The organism is Streptomyces glomeratus (assembly GCF_021462825.1).
GTDB lineage: Bacteria > Actinomycetota > Actinomycetes > Streptomycetales > Streptomycetaceae > Streptomyces > Streptomyces glomeratus.
Genome location: NZ_JAKEEB010000004.1, coordinates 243,387 through 266,144 on the forward strand (window position 1 = coordinate 243,387; position 22,758 = coordinate 266,144).

Annotated in this window: 17 protein-coding genes; 6 read left to right on the plus strand and 11 right to left on the minus strand. The window is 71.4% G+C overall.

The window, feature by feature from the left end:
• Positions 1-52: 52 nt before the first annotated feature.
• The 3 genes from LZ604_RS06830 to LZ604_RS06840 form a co-directional block, all read right to left on the minus strand.
• Positions 53-1,660, minus strand: coding sequence for a serine/threonine-protein kinase (locus LZ604_RS06830; RefSeq protein WP_234513385.1), 1,608 nt, complete (start codon positions 1,658-1,660; stop codon positions 53-55).
• Between the two features lie 233 nt (positions 1,661-1,893).
• Positions 1,894-4,425 (minus strand): serine/threonine kinase C-terminal domain-containing protein, encoded by a 2,532-nt coding sequence (locus tag LZ604_RS06835; protein ID WP_234513386.1) that lies wholly within the window; start codon positions 4,423-4,425, stop codon positions 1,894-1,896.
• Positions 4,426-4,594: 169 nt separating this feature from the next.
• Positions 4,595-6,766: a serine/threonine-protein kinase gene (locus LZ604_RS06840; RefSeq protein ID WP_234513537.1), complete on the minus strand. Its 2,172-nt coding sequence runs from the start codon at positions 6,764-6,766 to the stop codon at positions 4,595-4,597.
• A 278-nt stretch (positions 6,767-7,044) separates the two neighbouring features.
• On the opposite strand from LZ604_RS06840, the gene LZ604_RS06845 reads away from it, so the two are divergent.
• A complete protein-coding gene (locus LZ604_RS06845; RefSeq protein WP_234513387.1) occupies positions 7,045-8,130 on the plus strand; it encodes a serine hydrolase domain-containing protein in 1,086 nt (361 codons plus the stop codon).
• A gap of 45 nt (positions 8,131-8,175) precedes the next feature.
• Here LZ604_RS06845 and LZ604_RS06850 read toward each other — a convergent pair whose 3' ends face one another.
• Positions 8,176-9,882 carry a glycerol-3-phosphate dehydrogenase/oxidase gene (locus LZ604_RS06850; RefSeq protein WP_234513388.1) on the minus strand — a complete coding sequence of 569 codons (1,707 nt, stop codon included), beginning with the start codon at positions 9,880-9,882 and terminating at the stop codon, positions 8,176-8,178.
• Positions 9,883-10,147: 265 nt separating this feature from the next.
• On the opposite strand from LZ604_RS06850, the gene LZ604_RS06855 reads away from it, so the two are divergent.
• Positions 10,148-11,356 carry a nucleotide sugar dehydrogenase gene (locus tag LZ604_RS06855; RefSeq protein ID WP_234513389.1) on the plus strand — a complete coding sequence of 403 codons (1,209 nt, stop codon included), beginning with the start codon at positions 10,148-10,150 and terminating at the stop codon, positions 11,354-11,356.
• A 563-nt stretch (positions 11,357-11,919) separates the two neighbouring features.
• Here the strand turns inward: LZ604_RS06855 and LZ604_RS06860 are convergent.
• The 4 genes from LZ604_RS06860 to LZ604_RS06875 all read right to left on the minus strand — a co-directional run bounded on the left by LZ604_RS06860 (position 11,920) and on the right by LZ604_RS06875 (position 16,485).
• The gene (locus LZ604_RS06860) at positions 11,920-13,044 is read right to left on the minus strand and encodes a GuaB3 family IMP dehydrogenase-related protein (protein ID WP_234513391.1); all 1,125 of its coding nucleotides are present in this window, start codon (positions 13,042-13,044) and stop codon (positions 11,920-11,922) included.
• Positions 13,045-13,209: 165 nt separating this feature from the next.
• A complete protein-coding gene (gene guaB, locus LZ604_RS06865) occupies positions 13,210-14,715 on the minus strand; it encodes an IMP dehydrogenase (RefSeq protein ID WP_234513392.1) in 1,506 nt (501 codons plus the stop codon).
• 278 nt (positions 14,716-14,993) lie between these two features.
• Entirely contained in the window at positions 14,994-15,569 is a 576-nt protein-coding gene (locus LZ604_RS06870) for a sigma-70 family RNA polymerase sigma factor (RefSeq protein ID WP_030571403.1), read from the minus strand.
• A 304-nt stretch (positions 15,570-15,873) separates the two neighbouring features.
• A complete protein-coding gene (locus tag LZ604_RS06875) occupies positions 15,874-16,485 on the minus strand; it encodes a response regulator transcription factor (protein WP_003948568.1) in 612 nt (203 codons plus the stop codon).
• A 379-nt stretch (positions 16,486-16,864) separates the two neighbouring features.
• On the opposite strand from LZ604_RS06875, the gene LZ604_RS06880 reads away from it, so the two are divergent.
• Positions 16,865-17,197 carry a WhiB family transcriptional regulator gene (locus tag LZ604_RS06880; protein WP_234513393.1) on the plus strand — a complete coding sequence of 111 codons (333 nt, stop codon included), beginning with the start codon at positions 16,865-16,867 and terminating at the stop codon, positions 17,195-17,197.
• A gap of 110 nt (positions 17,198-17,307) precedes the next feature.
• Here LZ604_RS06880 and LZ604_RS06885 read toward each other — a convergent pair whose 3' ends face one another.
• Positions 17,308-18,204, minus strand: a complete 897-nt coding sequence (locus LZ604_RS06885) for a LysR family transcriptional regulator (RefSeq protein ID WP_234513394.1) — start codon at positions 18,202-18,204, stop codon at positions 17,308-17,310.
• A gap of 80 nt (positions 18,205-18,284) precedes the next feature.
• On the opposite strand from LZ604_RS06885, the gene LZ604_RS06890 reads away from it, so the two are divergent.
• From LZ604_RS06890 to LZ604_RS06900, 3 genes are all read left to right on the plus strand, one after another.
• Positions 18,285-18,959 carry an MOSC domain-containing protein gene (locus LZ604_RS06890; RefSeq protein ID WP_234513395.1) on the plus strand — a complete coding sequence of 225 codons (675 nt, stop codon included), beginning with the start codon at positions 18,285-18,287 and terminating at the stop codon, positions 18,957-18,959.
• A gap of 89 nt (positions 18,960-19,048) precedes the next feature.
• The gene (locus LZ604_RS06895; protein WP_234513396.1) at positions 19,049-19,822 is read left to right on the plus strand and encodes an SDR family NAD(P)-dependent oxidoreductase; all 774 of its coding nucleotides are present in this window, start codon (positions 19,049-19,051) and stop codon (positions 19,820-19,822) included.
• Between the two features lie 75 nt (positions 19,823-19,897).
• Complete coding sequence (locus tag LZ604_RS06900) at positions 19,898-20,605, plus strand: ester cyclase (RefSeq protein ID WP_234513397.1); 708 nt, start codon at positions 19,898-19,900, stop codon at positions 20,603-20,605.
• Positions 20,606-20,676: 71 nt separating this feature from the next.
• Here LZ604_RS06900 and groL read toward each other — a convergent pair whose 3' ends face one another.
• Both groL and groES read right to left on the minus strand, forming a co-directional pair.
• Positions 20,677-22,302 (minus strand): chaperonin GroEL, encoded by a 1,626-nt coding sequence (groL, locus tag LZ604_RS06905; protein WP_234513399.1) that lies wholly within the window; start codon positions 22,300-22,302, stop codon positions 20,677-20,679.
• Between the two features lie 147 nt (positions 22,303-22,449).
• Positions 22,450-22,758, minus strand: coding sequence for a co-chaperone GroES (gene groES, locus LZ604_RS06910; RefSeq protein WP_234513400.1), 309 nt, complete (start codon positions 22,756-22,758; stop codon positions 22,450-22,452).

Below are 22,758 nucleotides of genomic sequence, written 5' to 3' on the forward strand. Positions count from 1 at the left end.
CCCCGTGCCCGTCCCCCGCTCCGCGCGCTGGTCCCCCCGTTCCCCGCGCCCGTCACTCCTCCGGCGGACGCCACCCCCGCAGCACCACCTCGAACTGCTTGCTCGTCGTGTCCCAGTCCGCGGCCGGACCGGACATGTAGATGGCGTACTCCACCCCGTTGCGGGAGAAGTACGTCTCCTCGACGGCGTGCCGCGGACCGGGGAACGGGGTGTCCTTGGCCAGCGCGGTCCACGTGTACTCCCACACGGAACCGGGACGGTCACGGTAGATGTTCTTGCGCAGGGCCACCCGCTTGTAGTCGACGAGACGCTGGAGCTGCTGCTCCAGGTCCAGCTGATGCTGGTTCGCGTCGTCGAAGTCCGGTGAGCTGTCCACGGCGATGCGGATGAAATGCCTGCCGCCGTCGGGCGTGTAGTCGGTCTGCAGGGCGTCGTACGGCTTGCGCTTCCACCGTTTGCCGGGCAGGGCGAGGCTGAAGCCCGCGGGGTCCTTCTTGCGCACCCAGCCGTCCGGGACGGCGCCCTCCGGCTGCTGTGTGCTCGCGGCGGGTGTCGGGGTGAGGGCGGAGGCGGCGGCGTTCGCGGTGGTGTCCCTGCCGCGTCCGCCCAAGGAGTCCACCGCCACCGCGCCCGCCGCGCCGACGATCGCGGCCACCGCGAGGACGAGCGCGACCGTGCGGCCGCGGCGGCGTCTGCGCGGAACGGGCACGGGGGCGGGCTGGTGCAGCGTGCTGCCGGTCTGCGAGGCGCGGGTCTCGCGGCGGCGCCCCACGGTCGCGGTCGTGTTCCCGACTTCGCTCAGATCCACGTGCTGCGTGGCCACATACTCCTGCGCCGATTTCGGCCGCCGTCCCTCCACGGCCTCGGCCAGCATCTGTTCGAGCTCCGCCGCGTCGGGCCGCTCGGCCGGGTCCTTGCGCAGCAGCGCCGCGATCACTGGTTCCAGGGCGCCCGCGAACTGCGGCAGTGCGGGGTCCTCGTCGACGACGGCCTGCATGGTGGTCAGCGGGGAGGTCCGCCGGAACGGCGACCTGCCCTCCACCGCCGTGTACAGGGTGGCGCCGAGCGCCCACAGGTCGGAGGAAGGGCCCGGATCGTGGCCGCGGACGCGCTCGGGCGCCAGGTAGTCCACCGACCCGACGATCTCTCCCGTACGCGTGATGGTGGTGTCGCCCTCGACCTGGGCGATCCCGAAGTCGGTGAGCAGCACGCGTCCGTCGGCGGCGAGCAGGACGTTGCCGGGCTTCACATCGCGGTGCAGGACGCCCGCGGAGTGCGCGGCGCGCAGTGCCCGCAGCACCCACAGCCCTATGCGCGCGGCCTCGGTGGCCTCCAGACGGCCGCGCTCCTTGACCGCGTCCGCGAGCGAGCCGCCCTCGACCAACTCCATGACGATCCAGGGACGGTTGTCGTGCTCCAGGACATCGTGGACGGTGACGACGGCGGAGTGGTTGATGCGCGCGGCGGCCCGTGCCTCGGCGTGGGTACGGGCGAGAAGGACCGGACGATCACTCTCCGTGACGTACAGTGCGGCCGTCAGTTCCTTGATGGCGACCGCCCGGTGCAGCACCTCGTCGTGGGCGCGCCATACCCGGCCCATGCCGCCGCTGCCGATGGAGTCGACGAGCCGGTAGCGGCCCGCGAGGAGCAGGCCCTGCATGTGATTCACGTTTCCCCGCAATGGTCTTGACGAGGTCAGACTAGAGAGCACCCCTCACCCAGGGAACCGGCGGGGTGGTAACGGAGACCGCACTGTGACGGTTCTCCCTTCCCAGTACGGGACGGAACCACCGCACACTCAGCGCAATCGGACCTCGCCCTTCCCGGGTCCGGCGGGACTGCCACCGGCCGTTCGCTCCGGCGGTGCGTTCAGCGCTGCGCTCAACGGGTCGCTCAACGGGTCGTCCGGTACGTCTGCTCCGCCTGCTCGAACAACCGGGTCACCTCGTCCACTTCGGCCTTCGGTCCGCGAACCTGCAGCACGTGGTAGCGGCCGCCCGCGACAAGCGCGAGATTGCGGACGAACAGCTCGCGCCCGTCCCCGTCCGTCCAGGTGAACTGCCCTTCGGCCATGGTCCGTCCGCCGACGTCGATGCGTCGCATCCCGCTGGAGGTGGCCCAGGTCGAGTCGCGGAACGGCTGGAGTTCGGGCTCCGACTCCCGCTGGTACGTCAGTGGATCGCCGCCGTAGCTGCTCGTGCTGTCGCGTCCGGGGACGACGATCAGCTCGAAGTCTCCCTGGGCGTAGACGATCTGACCCCTGTTGTTCTTCGGCGTACGGTTCCAGCCGTTCGCCACGGCGACACGGAAGCCCTCGGGATCCGTGCGCAGGGTGAAGCCCTGGGCGACCTGGGTCTCATCGGTCTGCGGCTGCGTCTGCGAGGAACCGGCCGGCGGGGAGGCGCTCTTGGTGCTCCCGCGGCCCGGCTGCTGCGCGCCGCTCGTCGCGGACTGCCGGGGCGCCGGGCCGACGTCTCCGGCCGTGCGGGTGCGCTCGCTCGCGGCGCCGCTGCCGTTCCCGGCCTTCGGCATGAAGGCCATGGCGTACGCGATCGCCGCCGCCAGCGCGAGCAGGATCAGCAGAAGAAGGGTGCGGCCGAGTCGGCGGGGCCTGTGGGGGCGCTCGTCCCGGCCGCGCTTGTGGCGGGCACGGGTGGTCGCGGGCAGCCCGGCGCGGCGCCTGCGGACCAGTTCGCCGCGGCGCCGTACGATCGGCAGCCGGCTGGGGTCGGCGGGCGGTGCCGCGACGACATGTGCTCCCGCCTCGGGCTCGGGGGCGGACCGGACGAGGGACCTCAGCCAGCCGCGCAGCTCCTCGAAGTCGAGGCGGTCGGTCGGGTCCTGACGCAGCAGCGACTCCACGACCGGGCGCAGCGGACCGCACTCCTCGGCGAAGGCGGGCGGTTCGGAGCAGACGAGCTGGACCAGTTCGGCGGTGCTCTCCTCGGGATACGGCGCATGCCCCTGCACGGCCCGGAACAGCAGCGCGCCCAGCGCCCAGAGATCGGTGGCGGGACCGATCGGCGGGGCCAGCTGCCAGTTCTCGTGCACGGGACCGGCCTGTTCGGGCGCCCACCGCTCGGTGACGGGCCCGACGACGGCCATCCGCGCCTGCCGCGCCCGCTCGGCGGCGAGGGCGGTGGTGGGGCCGCGGTGGTTCCAGGGGGTGCCGGCGGCACCGTTCTCGCCGGCCTGGGTTCCGCCTGCACCGCCGGGCGGTACGGTGCGGGGCCGGTCGTCTTCGGCGGGTGCCGCGGGGCGGGGCACCGCGCCGTGCCAGGACGCCGTACGGCCCACTCCGTACGGATCGGAGATATGCCCCGGCGCGATGCCGGGACGGTGGTCGGCATCCGACCCGGGAGCCTGCGGCGGGTGCGCGTTCCCGGCGCCCGCGCCGGCCGCACGGGGCGCGGGCAACGCCGCCCGCCCATCCCGCTGTTCCTCCTGCACTCGTGCCGCGGCCCGCGCTCCGGCGCGGTAGGCCGCGATGGCCCCGGCCCGCGCCGCCCGCACGTCCTCGGCCGACTCGAGCGCCCGGTGCACGGCGGGTACACCGCCGCCGGGCGTGCCCGCACCGGGAGCCGCGCCGTTCGCCCGCGCCTCGATCGCGGCGCGTCGCGCTGCCTCGGGATCCCTGCCCGGCGGGCTCCCGTCCGCCGGGACGCCGCTTCCCGCGAGGCCGCCTTCGGGACCCCCGGGCACACGGCTCCCCGGGGGTCCCCCGGAACCCCCGGCCGCAATCCCCGGTCCGGCCTCACCGCCGGCGGACGGCCCGGCGCCCTTCTGGGCCTCCGCCTCCGCTTCCTGCGCCGGCACCGGGTCGTACCCGCACAGCGCCTCCTCCGCCGCCCCGGCAGCCAGCCCGGTCAGCATCACACGGCCGTCGTCGCAGACGAGCACCGTGCGTGCCGTGATGTTCCGGTGCACCCAGCCGTGGCCGTGCAGCACGCGCAGTGCCATGAGGACGTCGGAGGCGACCTCCGCCGCGCGGTACGGCGTCAGCGGCTTCTCCTCGAGCAGCGCCGCCAGCGGCCGCGCGGCCACCAGCTCGCTGACGATCCACAGCGAACCGCCCTCGGCGAACACGTCGAAGACCTGGTCGAGCCGGGGGTGGTCGGGTATCCGGGCGGCGGCCTGCGCGGCCTCGATCGCGCGCCTTACGGCCGGGTCGGCGGGGCGCCGCGTGGCCCTCGCACCGTCGGCGGCGCCCCGTGCCCGGCCGTCCCGGGCCACGAATCCCTCGGGCAGTCCGTCCGCGTCGAGCACCTCGGCCTCGACGACCTCGGGCAACGGCACCTGGCGTACGAGGACTTCCTGCCCGCTGTAGGTGTCGAAGGCCCGGGTCTCGGCGAGTTCGTACTCGTCGGGGGGCGGCAACGGCAGGCGGTAGCGGTCGGCGAGTACCCGTCCCGCATAGTCGTCCACGATGCCTCCCCCGGCCACCCGGCTGGTCAACTCCGTTCGCTTTGCGCCCCGTTCTGGATGCGTACGGTCCGCAATTCTTCACGATACGTGCCGGAGGCAACCCGCAACCCGGGGATGCCATATCTCCCCGCTACACGACCGTACGGAACGTCAGCCGGCGCGGGGTACGTCATGACTTCGGCCGGAAGGTCCCGGTGAGCGTCTTCCAGGTATCCGTGCGCAGATCGCCGTCCCAGTCGTCGGACTTCGCCGTGTACATCAGCCCGTATCCCTGATGCGGGTTGACGACGAATCCGCGGTCGATCACCCGGTACGTGGTACCGCCGTCGGCGTAGGTGAACTCCCAGTCGGCCGTGTTCCAGCCGTTGTAGTCCACCTTCTCGATGCGGATCCGCTTGTACCGGGAGCGCGTCATGTAGTGCTCCTGGTCGTTCCAGTCCGCGACCGGGTCGTCCTTGGGCGTGGACGTCCAGCCGACGAGCAGCCGCTGCCCCTCGGGCCCGGTGAAACGGTCTCCCCCCGAGTCCGACGACGTGTACTTCCAGCCCTTCGGCAGCCCGATGGAGTACCCCTGGCCGCCCTTGTACGTCGTCACCGAGCCGTCGTCACCGCCCTTGGCACCGGTGGAGGGGTCGTCGCTCCCGCCCGCGGCCGGAGATCCGTCCGGGGTGTTCTGCGCGTCCGACCCGCTCGTCGCGGCGCCGCTCGCACTGCCGCTGTCCGTGTGCGTGCTGCCGCCGCTCTTGCCGCTGCCGCCGCCCTTCCCGGTCTTCGGGCCGCTGGAGGCTGCCGCCCTGGTGCCGCCCTTCCCGTCGTTCCGCGCGCCGCTGTCGCCGCCGCCGAAGGTGAGCGCGAGCACCGTCCCCAGCACGGCCAGCGCCACGACGACCGCCACGATCACCAGCGTCCGCTTCGACACCACGTCGGTGAGCGGCGCCCGCGGCGGCGGCACCGGCCGCGCGGGCCGGTCCGGGTCCGGCAGTATGGGCCATCCCGAACTCGGCTTCGTGGAACCCGAGTTCGACCCGGCGGAGGTCTTGTCACCCCGCAGGCCCGCGGACCCCGTCCCCGAACCACGCGAACCGGAGGGAACGGACGATGGAGCGGAGGGAGCGGATGAACCGGCCGAGCCGGCCGTTGCCGCCGAGGCGGCGGAGGAGGCCGGGCCGGCGGAACCGGTCGACCCGCCCGGACCAGACGTCCCGGCGGCGGGCTTGGTCCCACGGGCGGCGCCGGCATCCTCGGACGCCGCCTCCTGCGTGGCGGTCCCCGTGGACTTGGTCCGCCCGACGGTCGCCGCGGCGGCCGTGGCCGCGCCCAGTGAGGCGGCGGACCTGCGCACGGACCGCAGCGCCCCGCGCCACCCCTCGGCGGCCTCCTCGCCCTGCTTGGCCCCGGAGGCCGAGGCCCCTTCGTCCCCGCTCTCCCGGGGCGCCGGCGGCAGCGCCACGACCCGCGTCGCGTCCGCCGGCACCTCCTGCTTCGGGTCGGAGGCGTGGATGACCTCGTTGAGCATCGCCCGGGCGCCCGCGTCGTCCAGCCGCTGCTGGGGATCCTTGGCGAGCAGGCCGTAGATGACGCTCTTCAGCGGGCCCGCGTTCTTCGGTTCCTCCAGCGGTTCGGTCATCACGGCGGTCAGCGTGGCGATCGCCGATCCCTTGTCGTACGGCGGAACGCCCTCGACCGCCGCGTACAGCAGTCCGCCGAGCGACCACAGGTCCGCCGCCGGGCCCGGCTTGTGCCCGCGCGCCCGCTCCGGCGAGATGTACGAGGGGGCGCCGACCAGCATGCCGGTGGAGGTGATGGAGGGGTCGCCCTCGACCTGCGCGATGCCGAAGTCCGTGAGCACGACCCGCCCGTCGTCGGCGATCAGCACGTTCGACGGCTTCACGTCGCGGTGCAGGATGCCCTCGCGGTGCGCGGCGCGCAGCACGTCGAGGATCACCAGTCCGACCTCGGCGGCACGCCTCGGCTCCAGCAGGCCGTCCTCGCGGATGACCTCGGCGAGCGACTTGCCCTCGATCAGCTCCATCACGATCCAGGGCCGGTCGTCCTCGTGAACCACGTCGAAGACCGTCACGGCGCCGTTGTTGCGGATCCGGGCGATCGCCTTGGCCTCCCGCAACGTGCGCGTGATCAGCCGGCGCTTCTCGTCCTCGTCGATACTCGACGGGAACCGCAGCTCCTTGACGGCGACCGTTCGGCCGAGGGTCTCGTCCTCGGCGCGCCACACCGTGCCCATGCCGCCGCGGCCGAGTACGTCTCCCAGCCGGTACCGCCCGGCGAGGAGACGTTCGCTCTTGTCCTGACGGGATGTCCCCGCCCGCTCCGCCTCCGACATGCGTCCCCTCATGCAACCCGCCCTGACAGAGCCTCCATTGTCCCTCACTCACGGACCACCCAACGCCCAGGGTGCCCCTGGTCCGGCGGGTCGCCCCACGCCGGAGGGCGCCTCGAGACGGCCGCGGAGCGCGACCGGGGCCGGGGCGAGCGCCCCGGACGCCCGGTCTGCACCCCTTGCGTACTCCTGTCCCGTCGCCGGAGCCGGTCGCGCACGCACCCGCCCGTTCCCGTCACAGGCAGGTCCCCCATGATGGGCTGCGACAAGGAGGGATCGCGATGCCGCCGCGCCGGACATCCTGGACTCTGCCGGCCGTGCCCGTGTGCCTGGTGCTGCTCGGGCTCGCCCCCGGCGGCTTCGGAGTCCACGCGGCCCCGGCGACGGACGACGTGCTCCCGCAGCTGGTCGGACGGGACCGGGTGCCGGGCGCCGCGCTGCTGGCACGAGAGGGGACGGGGACGCGCTTCGCCCGGGCCGGTCACGGCATCGCTCGCGCCGACCACTTCCGCGCCGGCAGCATCACCAAGAGTTTCATCGCAACGGTCGTCCTCCAACTGGCGGAGGAGGATCGACTGTCCCTGTCGGACACGGTGGAGGACCATCTGCCCGGCCTGGTGCGCGGCGCGGGCAACGACGGCCGCACGCTGACCCTGCGCGCCCTGCTCACGCACACCAGTGGACTGGCCGACTTCACCGAGGACACCAAGGGCGTCTTCCCCCTGACCTCTCTTCAGGCCGTACGCATCGCGCTCACCCACCCTCCGGCCGCCCGGGGCCGTTTCTCGTACTCCAACACCAACTATGTTCTGCTCGGCATGGTGATCCAGCAGGTCACCGGGCACTCCTACGCCGTCGAGGCCGAGCGCCGCATCATCACTCCCCTCCGTCTGACGGGCACCTCGTTCCCGGGCACCCGCACCGCTCTTCCCTCACCGCACGGCCGCGCCTGGGCCGCCGACGGGTCCGACGTCACGAAGCTGGACCCGCGTGTGGCCGGCGCGGCGGGTGAGCTGGTGACGACGCTCGCCGATCTGGACCGCTTCTACGCGGCGCTGCTCGGCGGTGAACTGCTGTCCCCGCGCGGGCTGCGCGAGATGCTCGACACCCGGACCGCACATGGCGTGTACGGCATGGGGCTGCTTCCGGTGAGGCTTCCGTGCGGCACCACGGTGTGGGGGCATGACGGCCGCATTTCCGGAAGCTACGTGCGCACCGCAGCCACCGTCGACGGCCGTCGCGTCCTCACCTTCCGGGTGAACACGGACCGTTTCGAGGACTCCCGCCTGGAACGGGACATGCTCGCCGCCGAATTCTGTCCCCGCACCTCCTTGAACGACCCGGCGCCGAACGAGGGTCCCGGATAGCGCCACCCGTTCGAGTGATTCCGTGATCCCGGGACGCCCCGGCGACTACAGCGGCACTATGTCCGGCGCCCCCAGTCTCGCGGCGTCCGCCGTCAGGTCGTCGGGCTGACGCTGCGACTCCCGCTCCGCCTCCACCCGCTTCTCGTAGTGCTCGATCTCGCGCCGGATGTGGTCCGTGTCCCAGCCGAGCACCGGGGCCATCAGCTCGGCCGCCTCCCGGGCACTGCGCGTCCCGCGGTCGAAGGTCTCGATCGAGATGCGGGTCCGCCGGGTCAGCACGTCGTCCAGGTGCCGGGCGCCCTCGTGCGAGGCGGCGTAGACGACCTCGGCACGTAGATAGTCGTCGGCCGCGTGGAGCGGCTCGCCGAGGGAGGGGTCGGCCAGGATCAGGTCGAGCACCTCCTCCGTCATCGAGCCATAGCGGTTGAGCAGGTGCTCGACCCGGGCCACGTGCAGTCCGGTGCGTGCGGCGGTGTGCGCCCGTGCGTTCCACATCGCCCGGTAGCCCTCCGCGCCCAGCAGGGGGACGTCCTCGGTGACGCACTCGGCCACCCGCCGGTCGAGGCCGTGCACCGCCTCGTCGACGGCGTCCTTGGCCATCACCCGGTACGTCGTGTACTTGCCGCCCGCGACGACCACGAGGCCGGGTGCCGGATGCGCCACGGTGTGCTCGCGGGACAGCTTGCTGGTGGCGTCCGACTCACCGGCGAGGAGGGGCCTGAGGCCCGCGTACACGCCCTCGACGTCGTCACGCGTGAGCGGCACCGCGAGGACCGAGTTCACATGCTCCAGCAGATAGTCGATGTCGGCGCTGGAGGCGGCGGGGTGGGCCTTGTCGAGGCTCCAGTCGGTGTCGGTGGTGCCGATGATCCAGTGCCGGCCCCAGGGGATGACGAAGAGGACGGACTTCTCGGTCCGCAGGATCAGACCCGTCGTCGAGTGCACCCGGTCCTTCGGGACGACCAGATGGATGCCCTTGGACGCCCGGACGTGGAACTGGCCCCGCTCGCCCACCATCGCCTGGGTGTCGTCGGTCCACACCCCCGTCGCGTTGACGATCTGCTGGGCTCGGACCTCGTACTCCCCACCGCCCTCCACGTCCAGCACCTTGGCGCCCACGACCCGCTCGCCCTCGCGCAGGAAGCCCGTCACACGGGCGCGATTGGCGGCTTTCGCGCCGTACCACGAAGCGGTGCGCACCAGGTTCGCCACGAAGCGGGCGTCGTCCACCTGTGCGTCGTAGTACTGCAACGCGCCGACCAGTGCGTTTCTCTTCAAGCAGGGAGCGACGCGGAGCGCGTGACGGCGTGTCAGGTGGCGGTGCAGCGGCAGGCCGCGGCCGTGGCTGCGCGCCATCGACATCGCGTCGTAGAGCGCGACGCCCGCGCCCGCGTACAGCCGCTCCCAGCCCTTGTGCTGGAGGGGGTACAGGAAGGGGACCGGCTTCACCAGATGGGGCGCCAGGCGCTCCAGCAGCAGGCCACGCTCCTTCAGCGCCTCGCGCACGAGTGCGAAGTCCAGCATCTCCAGATAGCGCAGGCCGCCGTGTATCAGTTTGCTGGACCTGCTGGAGGTACCCGACGCCCAGTCACGGGCCTCGACCAGGCCCGTGGACAGTCCGCGGGTGGCGGCGTCCAGCGCCGTGCCCGCGCCGACCACGCCTGCGCCCACGACCAGCACGTCCAGCTCGCGCTCGGCCATGCCCGCCAGTGACTCGGCACGCTGCGCCGGCCCTAGTGTCGCTGTCCTCACAGCTGCCTCCCGCCATGTCGCGCCGGCCCACACCCGTCAAGCGAATCCCGGCTCACCTCTCCTCATGCCCAAAGTCTGACCGTGATGCCCGACTTCGGCCACCACGCACCGGCAGCCTGTGGACAAACAACCGAGGAAACGCGCCCAGTCAATCACGCAAATCGGTCATATTTACTCCTAGTCTGACATTGCGCTCTTCGCTCGCTCAGTCCACAGCGGTTGCGCACCTCTCCCGCTTCGGCTACTGGGAAGGACGGCCCACGCCATGCCCGCAGATCTCGCCGTCATCGGACTCGGTCATCTCGGCCTGCCCCTGGCCCAGGCCGCCGTGGCGGCCGGAATTTCGACGCTCGGGTACCGCACCGGACCCGAGGCCGGCTCCCTCACCGCCGCCGAACTGCGCCGGATGCTCGCGCGGGGCTTCCGGCCCACCACCAACCCCGCCGAACTGGGCCGCGTCCGCACCGCCGTCATCTGCGCCCCCACCCCGCGCGGCGCCGACGGCGCACCCGACCTCGCCCAGGTGAAGGCAGCCGCCCGCACCCTGGCCGGGCGGCTGCGCCCGCACACCACCGTCATCCTGGAGTCACCGGTTCCGCCCGGCACCACCGAGGAGTTCCTGCGCCCGCTCCTCGAAGCCGGCTCCGGGCTGCGCGCGGGCCGCGACTTCCACCTCGCCTGCTCCCCCAGCCGCGTCGACCCCGGCAACCGCGACTTCGGGGCCGCCAACACGCCGAAGGTCATCGGCGGCCTCACCCCCGCCTGCACCGAGTCCGCCGCCGCGTTCTACGGGCGCCTGACGGACAAGGTGGTACGCGCGCGTGGACCCCGCGAGGCGGAGACCGTGCAGGTGCTGGAGACCAACTACCGGCAGGTCAATATCGCACTGGTCAACGAAATGGCGGTGCTGTGCCACGACTTGGGCGTCGACCTGTGGGACGTCATCCGCTGCGCGGAGACCAAGCCGTTCGGCTTCCAGGCCTTCCGTCCCGGCCCCGGCGTTGGCGGCCACGCCGTCCCCCAGGACCTGACGGGCCCGACCGGACGCGGCCTGCGCATGGTGGAACTGGCGCAACAGGTCAACAGCCGCATGCCGCAGTACGTCGTGCAGCGCGCCGCGGCCCTCCTGAACGAGCACGGCAAGTCGGCCCGCGGCGCCCGGGTCCTGCTGCTCGGCGTCACCTACAAGCCGGACCTCGCCGACCTCCAGGGCTCCCCCGCGCACGAGATCGCGCTGCGCCTGATGGAGCTGGGTGCCTCCGTCAGCTACCACGACCCGCTCGTCCCGTCCTGGAGCGTCCTCGACCGCCCGATCCCGCGCGCGGACTCCCTGTACGAGGCGGTGGCGGGCGCGGATCTGACGATCCTGCTCCAGCAGCACCGCACCTACGACCTCCAGGGCCTGTCGGTGAAGGCCCAGCTGCTGCTGGACACACGGGGGGCCGCGCCTACGGGGGCGGCGCATCGGTTGTGAAGGGGGGCGCGTGCGGTGCCCGGGCCTTCGGGGACGGTGGCGGTGGGGACGGCTGCGCCGCTACGGTACGGGCAGACGGAGCCCACCGCAGCGGCCACTGCGGCAGGCTCCTGAATGGTGAACGGAGTGTCCACCCCTAGTTCTCGTGGGGGTGGCCGCTCACCATCCGAAGATCCGCAAGATCCACCTCCTCCGGCACTTCACCGTCCACAGACGGATCCGGCCCCAGCGGGTGGCCTGCGGTGACGGCCCATGGGCGCGCCTCCTTCCGCGATGCCGCCCATTGGCCCGGTAGGCGGTCCGCCGGAACTGGGGCCGGGCCCCGACCGGCCGGGGTCCGGAACCATGTCCCTGGAAGGGGGCGCCCCGGAGAACCGGGTCGCCGGACATGGACGCTACCGCCCCGGCACCGTGCTCCAGCCCGCTTTCGCCCCGAACGCAACCGTGCGCCCTGCGCATAAAAACGCGCGCCCATCTGGGAACTTGGACACACGAAGGGGCCTGGTACACCCATCCGGGTGTACCAGGCCCCTTCGTCCGCTCAAGCCGAGCGCCGCGTCACCTCACCGCCGGTGCTGCGAGTCCGCCACCGTCACCTCGACCCGCTGGAACTCCTTCAGCTCGCTGTAGCCGGTGGTGGCCATGGCCCGGCGCAGGGCACCGAAGAGGTTCATCGAGCCGTCCGGGTTGTGCGAGGGACCGGTGAGAACCTCCTCGATCGTGCCGACCGTGCCGAGGTCGACCTTCTGGCCGCGCGGCAGCTCCTCGTTGACGGCCTCCATGCCCCAGTGATGGCCCCTGCCGGGCGCGTCCGTGGCGCGGGCCAGCGGGGAGCCCATCATCACGGCGTCGGCGCCGCAGGCGATCGCCTTCGGAAGGTCGCCGGACCAGCCGACGCCGCCGTCCGCGATCACATGCACATACCGGCCGCCGGACTCGTCCATGTAGTCGCGGCGGGCCGCCGCCACATCCGCGACCGCCGTGGCCATCGGGACCTGGATGCCGAGTACATTGCGCGTGGTGTGCGCGGCGCCGCCACCGAAGCCGACCAGTACGCCGGCCGCGCCGGTGCGCATCAGGTGCAGGGCGGCGGTGTAGGTGGCGCAGCCGCCGACGATCACCGGGACGTCGAGCTCGTAGATGAACTGCTTCAGGTTCAGCGGCTCGTGCGAGTGGGAGACGTGTTCCGCGGACACCGTCGTACCGCGGATGACGAAGATGTCCACGCCCGCGTCCACGACGGCCTTGGAGAACTGGGCCGTGCGCTGCGGGGAGAGCGCGGCCGCGGTGACCACGCCCGAGTCGCGCACCTCCTTGATGCGCTGCCCGATCAGCTCCTCCTTGATGGGAGCCGCGTAGATCTCCTGGAGGCGGCGGGTGGCGGCCTCGACCGGCAGCCCGACGATCTCGTCGAGGAGCGGCTGCGGGTCCTCGTACCGGGTCCACAGGCCCTCGAGGTTCAGCACGCCCAGGCCGCCCAGCTCGCCGATGCGGATCGCGGTGGCCGGGGAGACGACCGAGTCCATGGGCGCGGCCAGGAAGGGCAGCTCGAAGCGGTAGGCATCGATCTGCCAGGCGATCGAGACCTCCTTCGGGTCCCGCGTACGGCGGCTGGGGACGACGGCGATGTCGTCGAAGGCGTACGCCCGGCGGCCGCGCTTGCCGCGCCCGATCTCGATCTCAGTCACGTCTGTGGCCTTTCCCTGATGCGTTTCAGCGTCTTCCAGTATCGCCGACGGCCGCGACGGGGGCTGCCCCGGACGGACGAGGAGGGCGGTCCGGAAGCTTCCGGACCGCCCTCGTGGATCGTCAGGATCGTCGGACGCGCTCCACGCGCGCGTGGAGCGCGTTGATCACTTCCTGCTGTAGTTCGGCGCCTCGACCGTCATCTGGATGTCGTGCGGGTGGCTCTCCTTCAGGCCCGCGGAGGTGATCCGGACGAACTGGCCCCTCGCCTGGAGCTCGGGGACCGTCCTGCCGCCGACGTAGAACATCGACTGGCGCAGACCGCCGACCAGCTGGTGGACGACCGAGGAGAGCGGGCCGCGGTAGGGCACCTGGCCCTCGATGCCCTCCGGGACCAGCTCGTCGTCGGAAGCGATGCGCTCCTGGAAGTACCGGTCCTTGGAGAAGGACTTGCGGTCGCCGCGGGACTGCATGGCGCCCAGGGAGCCCATGCCCCGGTACGACTTGAACTGCTTGCCGTTGATGAACAGCAGTTCGCCCGGCGACTCCTCGCAGCCGGCCAGCAGCGAGCCCAGCATCACCGTGTCGGCACCCGCGACCAGGGCCTTCGCGATGTCACCGGAGTACTGCAGGCCCCCGTCGCCGATGACCGGGACACCGGCCTCCCTGGCGGCCAGCGACGCCTCGTAGATGGCGGTCACCTGGGGCACGCCGATCCCGGCGACCACACGGGTGGTGCAGATGGAGCCCGGGCCGACGCCGACCTTGATGCCGTCCACGCCCGAGTCGATGAGCGCCTGGGCGCCCTCCCGGGTGGCGATGTTGCCGCCGATGACGTCGACGTCGGACGAGTTCGACTTGATCTTGGCGACCATGTCGCCGACCAGCCGGGAGTGGCCGTGCGCGGTGTCGACGACGATGAAGTCGACACCGGCCTCGATCAGGGCCTGGGCGCGCTCGAAGGCGTCGCCCGCCACGCCGACCGCGGCACCGACGATGAGCCGGCCCTCGGCGTCCTTCGCGGCGTTCGGGTACTTCTCCGCCTTCACGAAGTCCTTGACCGTGATCAGGCCCTTGAGGACCCCCGCGTCGTCGACCAGCGGAAGCTTCTCGATCTTGTGGCGGCGCAGCAGCTCCACGGCCTCGTCGCCGGTGATGCCGACCTTGCCGGTGACCAGGGGCATCGGGGTCATGACCTCGCGCACCCGGCGGGAGCGGTCGCTCTCGAAGGCCATGTCACGGTTGGTGACGATGCCGAGCAGCTTGCCGGCGGGGTCGGTCACGGGGACACCGCTGATGCGGAACTTGCCGCACAGGGCGTCGGCCTCGGCGAGGGTGGCGTCCGGGTGGATGGTGATGGGGTTGGCCACCATGCCGGACTCGGAGCGCTTGACCAGGTCGACCTGGTTGGCCTGGTCCTCGATGGACAGGTTGCGGTGCAGTACGCCGACGCCGCCCTGGCGGGCCATCGCGATCGCCATGCGCGACTCGGTGACCTTGTCCATGGCGGCGGACAGGAGCGGGATGTTGACCCGGACGTTCTTGGAGACGTACGAGGTGGTGTCGATCTCCTCGGGCGCCATGTCCGACGCGCCCGGCAGCAGCAGCACGTCGTCGTAGGTCAGCCCGAGTGTCGCGAATTTCTCGGGCACTCCGTCGACGTTGGCAGTCATGACACCTTCCCCAAATGGCCTTGATCGGTGCGGATGTCCATGCTAACGGGAAGCGCGGGTAGCTCATTCCACGATGGGGAGTGACCCTCGGCTTCGTATGTTCCTACGGAGTCGGTGGCCCCCCGGTTCAGGCGCGGGGCCACGGGGCTGCGCGGAGCACCGGGCGAGCGGGCCCCGGCAGCGCACAACTCCGCCGTTTTCGCTGGTCGCCGTTGCGCCGGCGAAGAAAACGCGGCCGGGACGGCAAGACGCGGCGCGCGGGGACGGCGGCAGGGCCGCTACTGCTCGGCGAGCGCGCGCAGCCTGCTCAGCGCCCTGTGCTGCGCCACCCTCACCGCTCCCGGTGACATTCCCAACATCTGACCTGTTTCCTCCGCGGTCAAGCCCACGGCGATCCGCAGCAGCAGCAGCTCGCGCTGGTTCTCGGGGAGGTTGGCCAGGAGTTTCTTGGCCCACTCTGCGTCGCTGCTCAGCAGCGCCCGCTCCTCGGGACCCAGGGAGTCGTCCGGGCGTTCGGGCATCTCGTCCGACGGGACCGCCGTCGAGCCGGGGTGCCGCATCGCCGCGCGCTGCAGGTCCGCGACCTTGTGCGCGGCGATCGCGAAGACGAACGCCTCGAACGGGCGTCCGGTGTCCTTGTAACGCGGCAGCGCGAGCAGCACGGCCACGCAGACCTCCTGCGCCAGGTCCTCGACGAAGTGCCGCGCATCGCCCGGCAGCCGGGACAGCCGCGTACGGCAGTAGCGCAAGGCCAGCGGGTGAACGCGGGCGAGCAGGTCATGGGTCGCCTGCTCGTCGCCGTCGACGGCACGATGAACGAGCGCACCGATCACCGTCGTCTCGTCGTCGCGCATCGGTCCATGGTGCCTTGGCGTCGTCCGATCCGTGGCACCGCGTCCGTAGTTGTGCACCGAAGCGTTATGAGCAGGTGCGCCGGAACCCATCGCCTGCGCCCTCCCCTCCCGCTCGACCGACTCGTCCCCGAGGAACTCCACACCTCAAGGATGCGGCATCCGCGGCGAAACGAGCAGCGGGCATCCGGCGGACCCTGTCACCGGGCGGCTCGAGGGGAGTGCGGGTGTCCGAACTTCCCCGAGGTCGCCGCGCCCCGCCCGCCGTGCGGCAGGCGGGGATCTGCGCACCCCCGCGATGGTCCACTTAGCGGACCAGACCCCATCGGAAGCCGAGCGCCACGGCGTGCGCACGGTCGGATGCGCCGAGTTTCTTGAACAGCCGGCGGGCGTGCGTCTTCACCGTGTCCTCGGAGAGGAACAGCTCACGGCCGATCTCCGCGTTCGAGCGGCCGTGGCTCATGCCCTCCAGGACCTGGATCTCACGCGCGGTGAGTGTGGGCGCGGCGCCCATCTCGGCCGAGCGCAGCCGCCGCGGAGCGAGCCTCCAGGTCGGGTCGGCGAGGGCCTGCGTGACGGTCGCCCGCAGTTCCGCGCGCGAGGCGTCCTTGTGCAGATAGCCGCGCGCGCCGGCGGCGACCGCGAGCGCCACCCCGTCCAGGTCCTCCGCGACGGTGAGCATGATGATGCGCGCACCGGGGTCGGCGGACAGCAGCCGTCGTACGGTCTCGACGCCGCCCAGACCGGGCATGCGTACGTCCATCAGAATCAGGTCCGAACGGTCGGCCCCCCAGCGGCGGAGGACTTCCTCGCCGTTGGCCGCCGTCGTCACGCGCTCGACACCGGGCACGGTCGCCACCGCGCGGCGCAGCGCCTCTCGGGCAAGCGGGGAGTCGTCGCAGACGAGGACGGATGTCATGACCGCCCTCCGCAGCTGATGCGCGTCACCTTGAGCCTCCAGGCTGGTACGAATCGTCACCTGAGCGGTCGACGCCCTCGGACGCCTGCCCGAGCGCTTGTTGTTTCAACCGCCTCCGCACTCTCAACGATGGTCACTCGAAAGAGTTACGGTGCAGCACGCCGTCTTCGGCACTGTACGTGAGGGCGCGGACACGGTGCATACATGCGCGGCGGACCCTCGAACTTTCATCACAACCTATGCCCCATTTAGCCGCTTTTCTTCCCGTTTGCTGGTGTCTAGGGCTAGATTCGCAATGAGTCATATTTTCATATCCTTAGATCGTCGTTGTACGGTCAGGGGCAGGTATCCGCCCAAAACGGCAACAAGGGGACACGCAATGGCAGATTTCTCCCGCCTTCCCGGTCCGAACGCGGATCTGTGGGACTGGCAGCTCCATGCGGCCTGCCGTGGGGTCGACAGCTCGCTGTTCTTCCATCCCGAGGGAGAACGCGGGGCGGCCCGGAGCGCTCGTGAGAACTCGGCCAAAGAGGTCTGCATGAGGTGCCCCGTACGCGCCGAGTGCGCGGCCCACGCACTGGCGGTGCGCGAGCCGTACGGCGTATGGGGCGGACTGACCGAGGACGAGCGCGAAGAGCTCATGGGGCGAGCACGCAACCGGCTGGTGCCGGCCTCGACCTCCAGCGGGGGCTCCTCCGCCTCGAACAACTGAAGGAACGTTTTTGCACGACGGGCACGCACGAGCGTGCCCATTTTTGGGGTACCGCCGGGTCCCGGGGTACCGCCGGGCCGCACGACAGGCGGCCCCCCTCGCGCAGCGGGCTAGCGCATCGCCGCCCGCGCCAGTTCGTCCAGCGTCGCCGCCACCGCCGGCACCTGTGCCAGATCCGGCAGGGTCAGGGCGACGATCTCCCGCCGCACCACGGGTTCCAGCGCCACCGGGCGCGCGCCCCTGGGCCGTACGGACTCGATCGCGAGCTGCGGCAGTACGGCCACGCCGAGCCCGGCGCCCACCAGGCCGACCACCGCCGGATAGTCGTCGGTCGCGAAGTCGATACGGGGCGTGAAACCGGCGCTCTCGCACACCTCCACGAGCTGTCCCCGGCAGCGCGGACAGCCCGCGATCCACGGTTCCCCGGCCAGTTCGCCGATGGCGACGGACTCCGCGCGCCCCAGCCGGTGCCGCTCGGGGACGAGGGCGACCAGCCGGTCTTCCAGCAGGGGACGCACGAACAGGTCGTCCCACTCCTTTGCACCCGCCGCACCCCCGTAACGGAAGGCGAGCGCGACATCGCAGTCGCCCTCGCGCAGCTTCTCGACGGACTCGGGCGGCTCGGCCTCCTCCAGGGAGACCCGGGTGCCGGGGTGCGCGGCGCGCAGGGCGGCGAGCGCGGTGGGGACCAGCGTGGAGCTGCCGCTCGGGAAGGAGACGAGACGGACCCGGCCGGCCCTCAGCCCCGCGATGGCGGCGACCTCCTCCTCGGCGGCGGTCAGCCCGGCGAGGATGCCCGACGCGTGCCGCACCAGGGCCTCGCCGGCCTGCGTCAGGCGCATCTCGCGGCCGGTCCGGACGAGCAGGGGGGTGCCGACGGACGCCTCCAGCGCCTTCATCTGCTGACTGACGGCCGGCTGGGTGCAGCCCAGCTCGCGCCCGGCCGCCGAGAAGGAGCCGGTGGCGGCCACGGCACGCAGCACACGGAGATGACGGGCCTCGATCACGCTGTGAGCATAAGCGCATCTTGGGTAGTGCGGCACATATCGCGTCGACGCTTTGACCACCGGTCGCCTACCGTGCGGGCATGAAGCTTCTTTCTGTAAACCTGGGCCGGCCCAAGTCCGTCGACTACACCGACCAGCCGGAGGGTCTGACCGGCATCGACAAGCAGCCCGTGGACGGGCCGGTCCGGGTGGCGGCACCGGGGCCCAAGGGGGTCGGCGCGAGCGGGGTGGCCGGGGACACGGTGTGCGACCTGCGGCACCACGGGGGTGACGACCAGGCGGTGTACGCGTTCGCCCGGGAGGACCTGGACGCCTGGGAGCGGGAGCTGGGCCGTCAGCTGCCGAACGGCTCGTTCGGCGAGAACCTCACCACGGAAGGGCTCGACGTGTCCGGCGCGCGGATCGGCGAGCGCTGGCGCATAGGGCCCGAGGTGGTGCTGGAGGTCACCTCGGGGCGGATTCCGTGCCGCACCTTCCAGGAGCACCTGGGCGAGCGCGGCTGGGTCAGGCGGTTCACCCGGCAGGGCGCCCCCGGCGCGTATCTGCGGGTGATCGCACCGGGTGAGATACGGGTCGGCGACGCCGTGGAGATCGTGCACCGGCCCGGTCACGACATCACGGTCGCCCTTCAGTTCCGGGCCTCGACGACGGAACGGCATCTGCTGCCCCGTCTGTTGGCGGCGGGCGACGCCCTGCACTCGCAAATCGCACGGACGGCACGGGAATACGCCCGCGCCCATGCGGCGGAGAACTGACGTCCCAGCTGCGGACGTTGGCGTCGGAGCCGGTGAAATCCCCGGTCCGGCGGGCGGACTCGGTCAGTCCGGGTCACTATCGTTGGCCCATGACAACGGCTCTGATTACGGGATCGACCGCGGGCATCGGCGCCGCGTTCGCACGGCGGCTCGCCGCCGACGGCCATGACCTCGTCCTGGTGGCACGCGACACCAAGCGGCTGCGCGAGCAGGCGACGGAGTTGCACGACCGGCACGGCATCGAGGTGGAGGTACTGACCGCCGACCTGGCCACCGACCAGGGCATCGAGGCGGTGGCCGCACGTCTGACCGACCCCAGGAACCCGGTCGACCTGCTCGTCAACAACGCGGGCTTCGGGAACAAGGGCCGTTATCTCGACGTGCCGATGGCCGACGAGCTGCGGATGCTGAAGGTGCACTGCGAGGCCGTGCTGCGGCTGACCGGCGCCGCGGCGGAGGCGATGCGCACCCGCGGCCGCGGCGGGATCGTGAACGTGGCCTCGGTCGCGGCGTTCGTGCCGCGCGGTACCTACGGCGCGTCCAAGGCGTGGGTCGTGCAGTTCACGCAGGGCGCGGCGCGGGACCTGGCCGGGTCGGGCGTCCGTCTGATGGCGCTGGCCCCGGGCTTCGTGCGCACGGAGTTCCACCAGCGGGCGGGGATGGGCACGGACAACATCCCGGGCTGGATGTGGCTGGACGCCGACAAACTGGTCGCCTCCGCGCTCGCGGACCTGTCGCGGGGCAAGACGCTGTCCATTCCGGACCCGCGGTACAAGGCGCTGATGGGCCTGGTGAAGGTGACCCCGCGCGCGCTGCTGGGCGGAATCAGCTCCCGGACGGGGCGCAAGTACGGCCCGCAGTGACGGGCGGAGGTGACGTCGCCGCTCCGGTGGGAAAATGGCCTGGACCGAACCGGACGCAGGGCCGGAGGCGACGTCATGACCTTCGTACAGCTCATCGAGTGCAGAACCGACCGGTTCGAGGAGATGAACCGGCTGATCGACGCGTGGGTGGAGCAGACCAAAGGGAAGCGGAGGGCCACGCACGACCTGGTCGGCAGGGACCGGTCCGACGGGTCGCACTTCGTCGAGCTCGTGGAGTTCCCCTCGTACGAGGACGCGATGCGGAACTCGAACCTGCCCGAGACCGACAGGATCCTCGGGGAGATGGTCGCCCTCTGCGACGAGATGCCCGTCTTCACGGATCTCGACGTGGTGCGGGACGAACAGCTGTACGCGGACGCCGTGCGGCGCTTCTTCGACACGCTCTCGGACGCGGGTGAACTGCCGCCGCTCAACGACCTGATCAATGAGGGCTGCCACAGCCACGATCCCGTCAATCCGCAGGACACCATCGGCCTGGACGCGATCCGGCGCGAGTACCGGATGTGGCGGGACGCCTTCGACTTCACCTTCACCCTCGAGGACCTGATCGCGCAGGGCGAGCGCGCCTGCGCGCGGTGGACCTGGAAGGCCACCCACAAGGGCGAGTTCCTCGGGATCGCCCCCACCGGGCGCCAGGTGACCATGACCGGGATGACCCTGTTCCGGTTCGGTCCGGACGCGAAGATCGCCGAGACCTGGTGGCAGCAGGACCAGCTGGGACTGATGGACCAGCTCGGCGCGCTGGACGCGTTGGAGCGCTGAGGACGGAACGCGCCGAGGCCCGGCGCCCCGTCTGCGGGGGCCGGGCCTCGGTCGGCTCGGAAGGATCGGCCTCAGTGGGCGTGGCCGTGGCCGTGACCCGCGGCGGCCGGCTCCTCCTCTTCCTTCTTCTCGACGACCAGGGTCTCGGTCGTCAGCAGCAGGGAGGCGATGGAGGCAGCGTTCTCCAGGGCGGAGCGGGTGACCTTGACCGGGTCGATGACGCCGGCCTTGACCAGGTCGCCGTACTCGCCGGTGGCGGCGTTGTACCCCTGGCCCTTCTCCAGCTCGGCGACCTTGGAGGCGATGACGTAGCCCTCCAGGCCCGCGTTCTCGGCGATCCAGCGCAGCGGCTCGACGACCGCGCGGCGGACGATGGCCACACCGGTGGCCTCGTCGCCCTGCTTGCCGAGGCCGCCCTCGAGCACCTTGGCGGCGTGCACCAGCGCGGAGCCACCACCGGAGACGATGCCCTCCTCGACCGCGGCGCGGGTCGCGGAGATGGCGTCCTCCAGACGGTGCTTCTTCTCCTTCAGCTCCACCTCGGTGGCGGCGCCGACCTTGATCACGCACACGCCGCCGGCCAGCTTGGCGAGGCGCTCCTGGAGCTTCTCGCGGTCCCAGTCGGAGTCCGTGGTCTCGATCTCGGCCTTGATCTGGGCGACGCGGCCCGCGACGTCCTCGGACTTGCCACCGCCGTCGACGATGGTCGTGTCGTCCTTGGTGACCGTGACACGGCGGGCCGAGCCCAGCACGTCCAGGCCGACCTGGTCGAGCTTGAGGCCGACCTCCTCGGAGACGACCGTGGCGCCGGTGAGGACCGCCATGTCCTGGAGCATCGCCTTGCGGCGGTCGCCGAAGCCGGGGGCCTTGACGGCGACGGCGTTGAAGGTGCCGCGGATCTTGTTCACGACGAGGGTGGACAGGGCCTCGCCCTCCACATCCTCGGCGATGATCAGCAGCGGCTTGGAGGAGCCCGCCTGGATGACCTTCTCCAGCAGCGGCAGCAGGTCCGCGATGGCGGAGATCTTGCCCTGGTTGATGAGGATGTACGGGTCGTCGAGGACGGCCTCCATACGCTCCTGGTCCGTCACGAAGTACGGCGACAGGTAGCCCTTGTCGAAGGCCATGCCCTCGGTGAAGTCCAGCTCCAGACCGAAGGTGTTGGACTCCTCGACGGTGATGACACCGTCCTTGCCGACCTTGTCCATCGCCTCGGCGATGAGCTCGCCGACCTGCTGGTCCTGGGCGGACAGCGCGGCGACGGCGGCGATGTCGGACTTCTCGTCGATCGGGCGGGCGGTGGCCAGCAGGTCCTCGGCGACCGCGGCGACGGCCGCGTCGATGCCCTTCTTCAGGGCGGCCGGGGAGGCACCCGCGGCGACGTTCTTCAGGCCCTCGCGCACCAGCGCCTGGGCGAGCACGGTGGCGGTGGTGGTGCCGTCACCAGCGATGTCGTTGGTCTTGGTCGCCACCTCCTTCACCAGCTGGGCGCCGAGGTTCTCGTACGGGTCCTCGACCTCGACCTCACGGGCGATGGTGACACCGTCGTTGGTGATGGTGGGGGCGCCGAACTTCTTGTCGATGACGACGTTGCGGCCCTTGGGGCCGATCGTCACCTTGACCGTGTCGGCAAGCTTGTTGACGCCGCGCTCGAGGGCGCGACGGGCGTCCTCGTCGAACTTCAGGATCTTCGCCATGGAGCGTTTCAGTCCTCTCGTTGCGGTGCTCGGCCGCCCTCCCGGAGCGGCCGCCATCGCGGTGAAGAACGAACCGCGCCCCCGGCGCCCGGCTGATCAAGGCTCGCGGGTCCAGGGGCGCAGCTCAAAGCAGTCTGCTTCGGTGAATTACTTCTCGATGATCGCGAGCACGTCGCGAGCCGAGAGAACGAGGTACTCCTCGTTGTTGTACTTCACCTCGGTGCCGCCGTACTTGCTGTACAGGACGACGTCACCGACCTTGACGTCAAGCTCGACGCGCTTGCCGTCCTCGATGCGGCCCGGGCCCACGGCGAGGACGACGCCCTCCTGGGGCTTCTCCTTCGCGGTGTCCGGGATGACCAGGCCAGAGGCCGTGGTCTGCTCGGCGTCCAGCGGCTGGACCACGATGCGGTCCTCAAGCGGCTTGATGGCAACCTTGGAGCTGGTGGTCGTCAC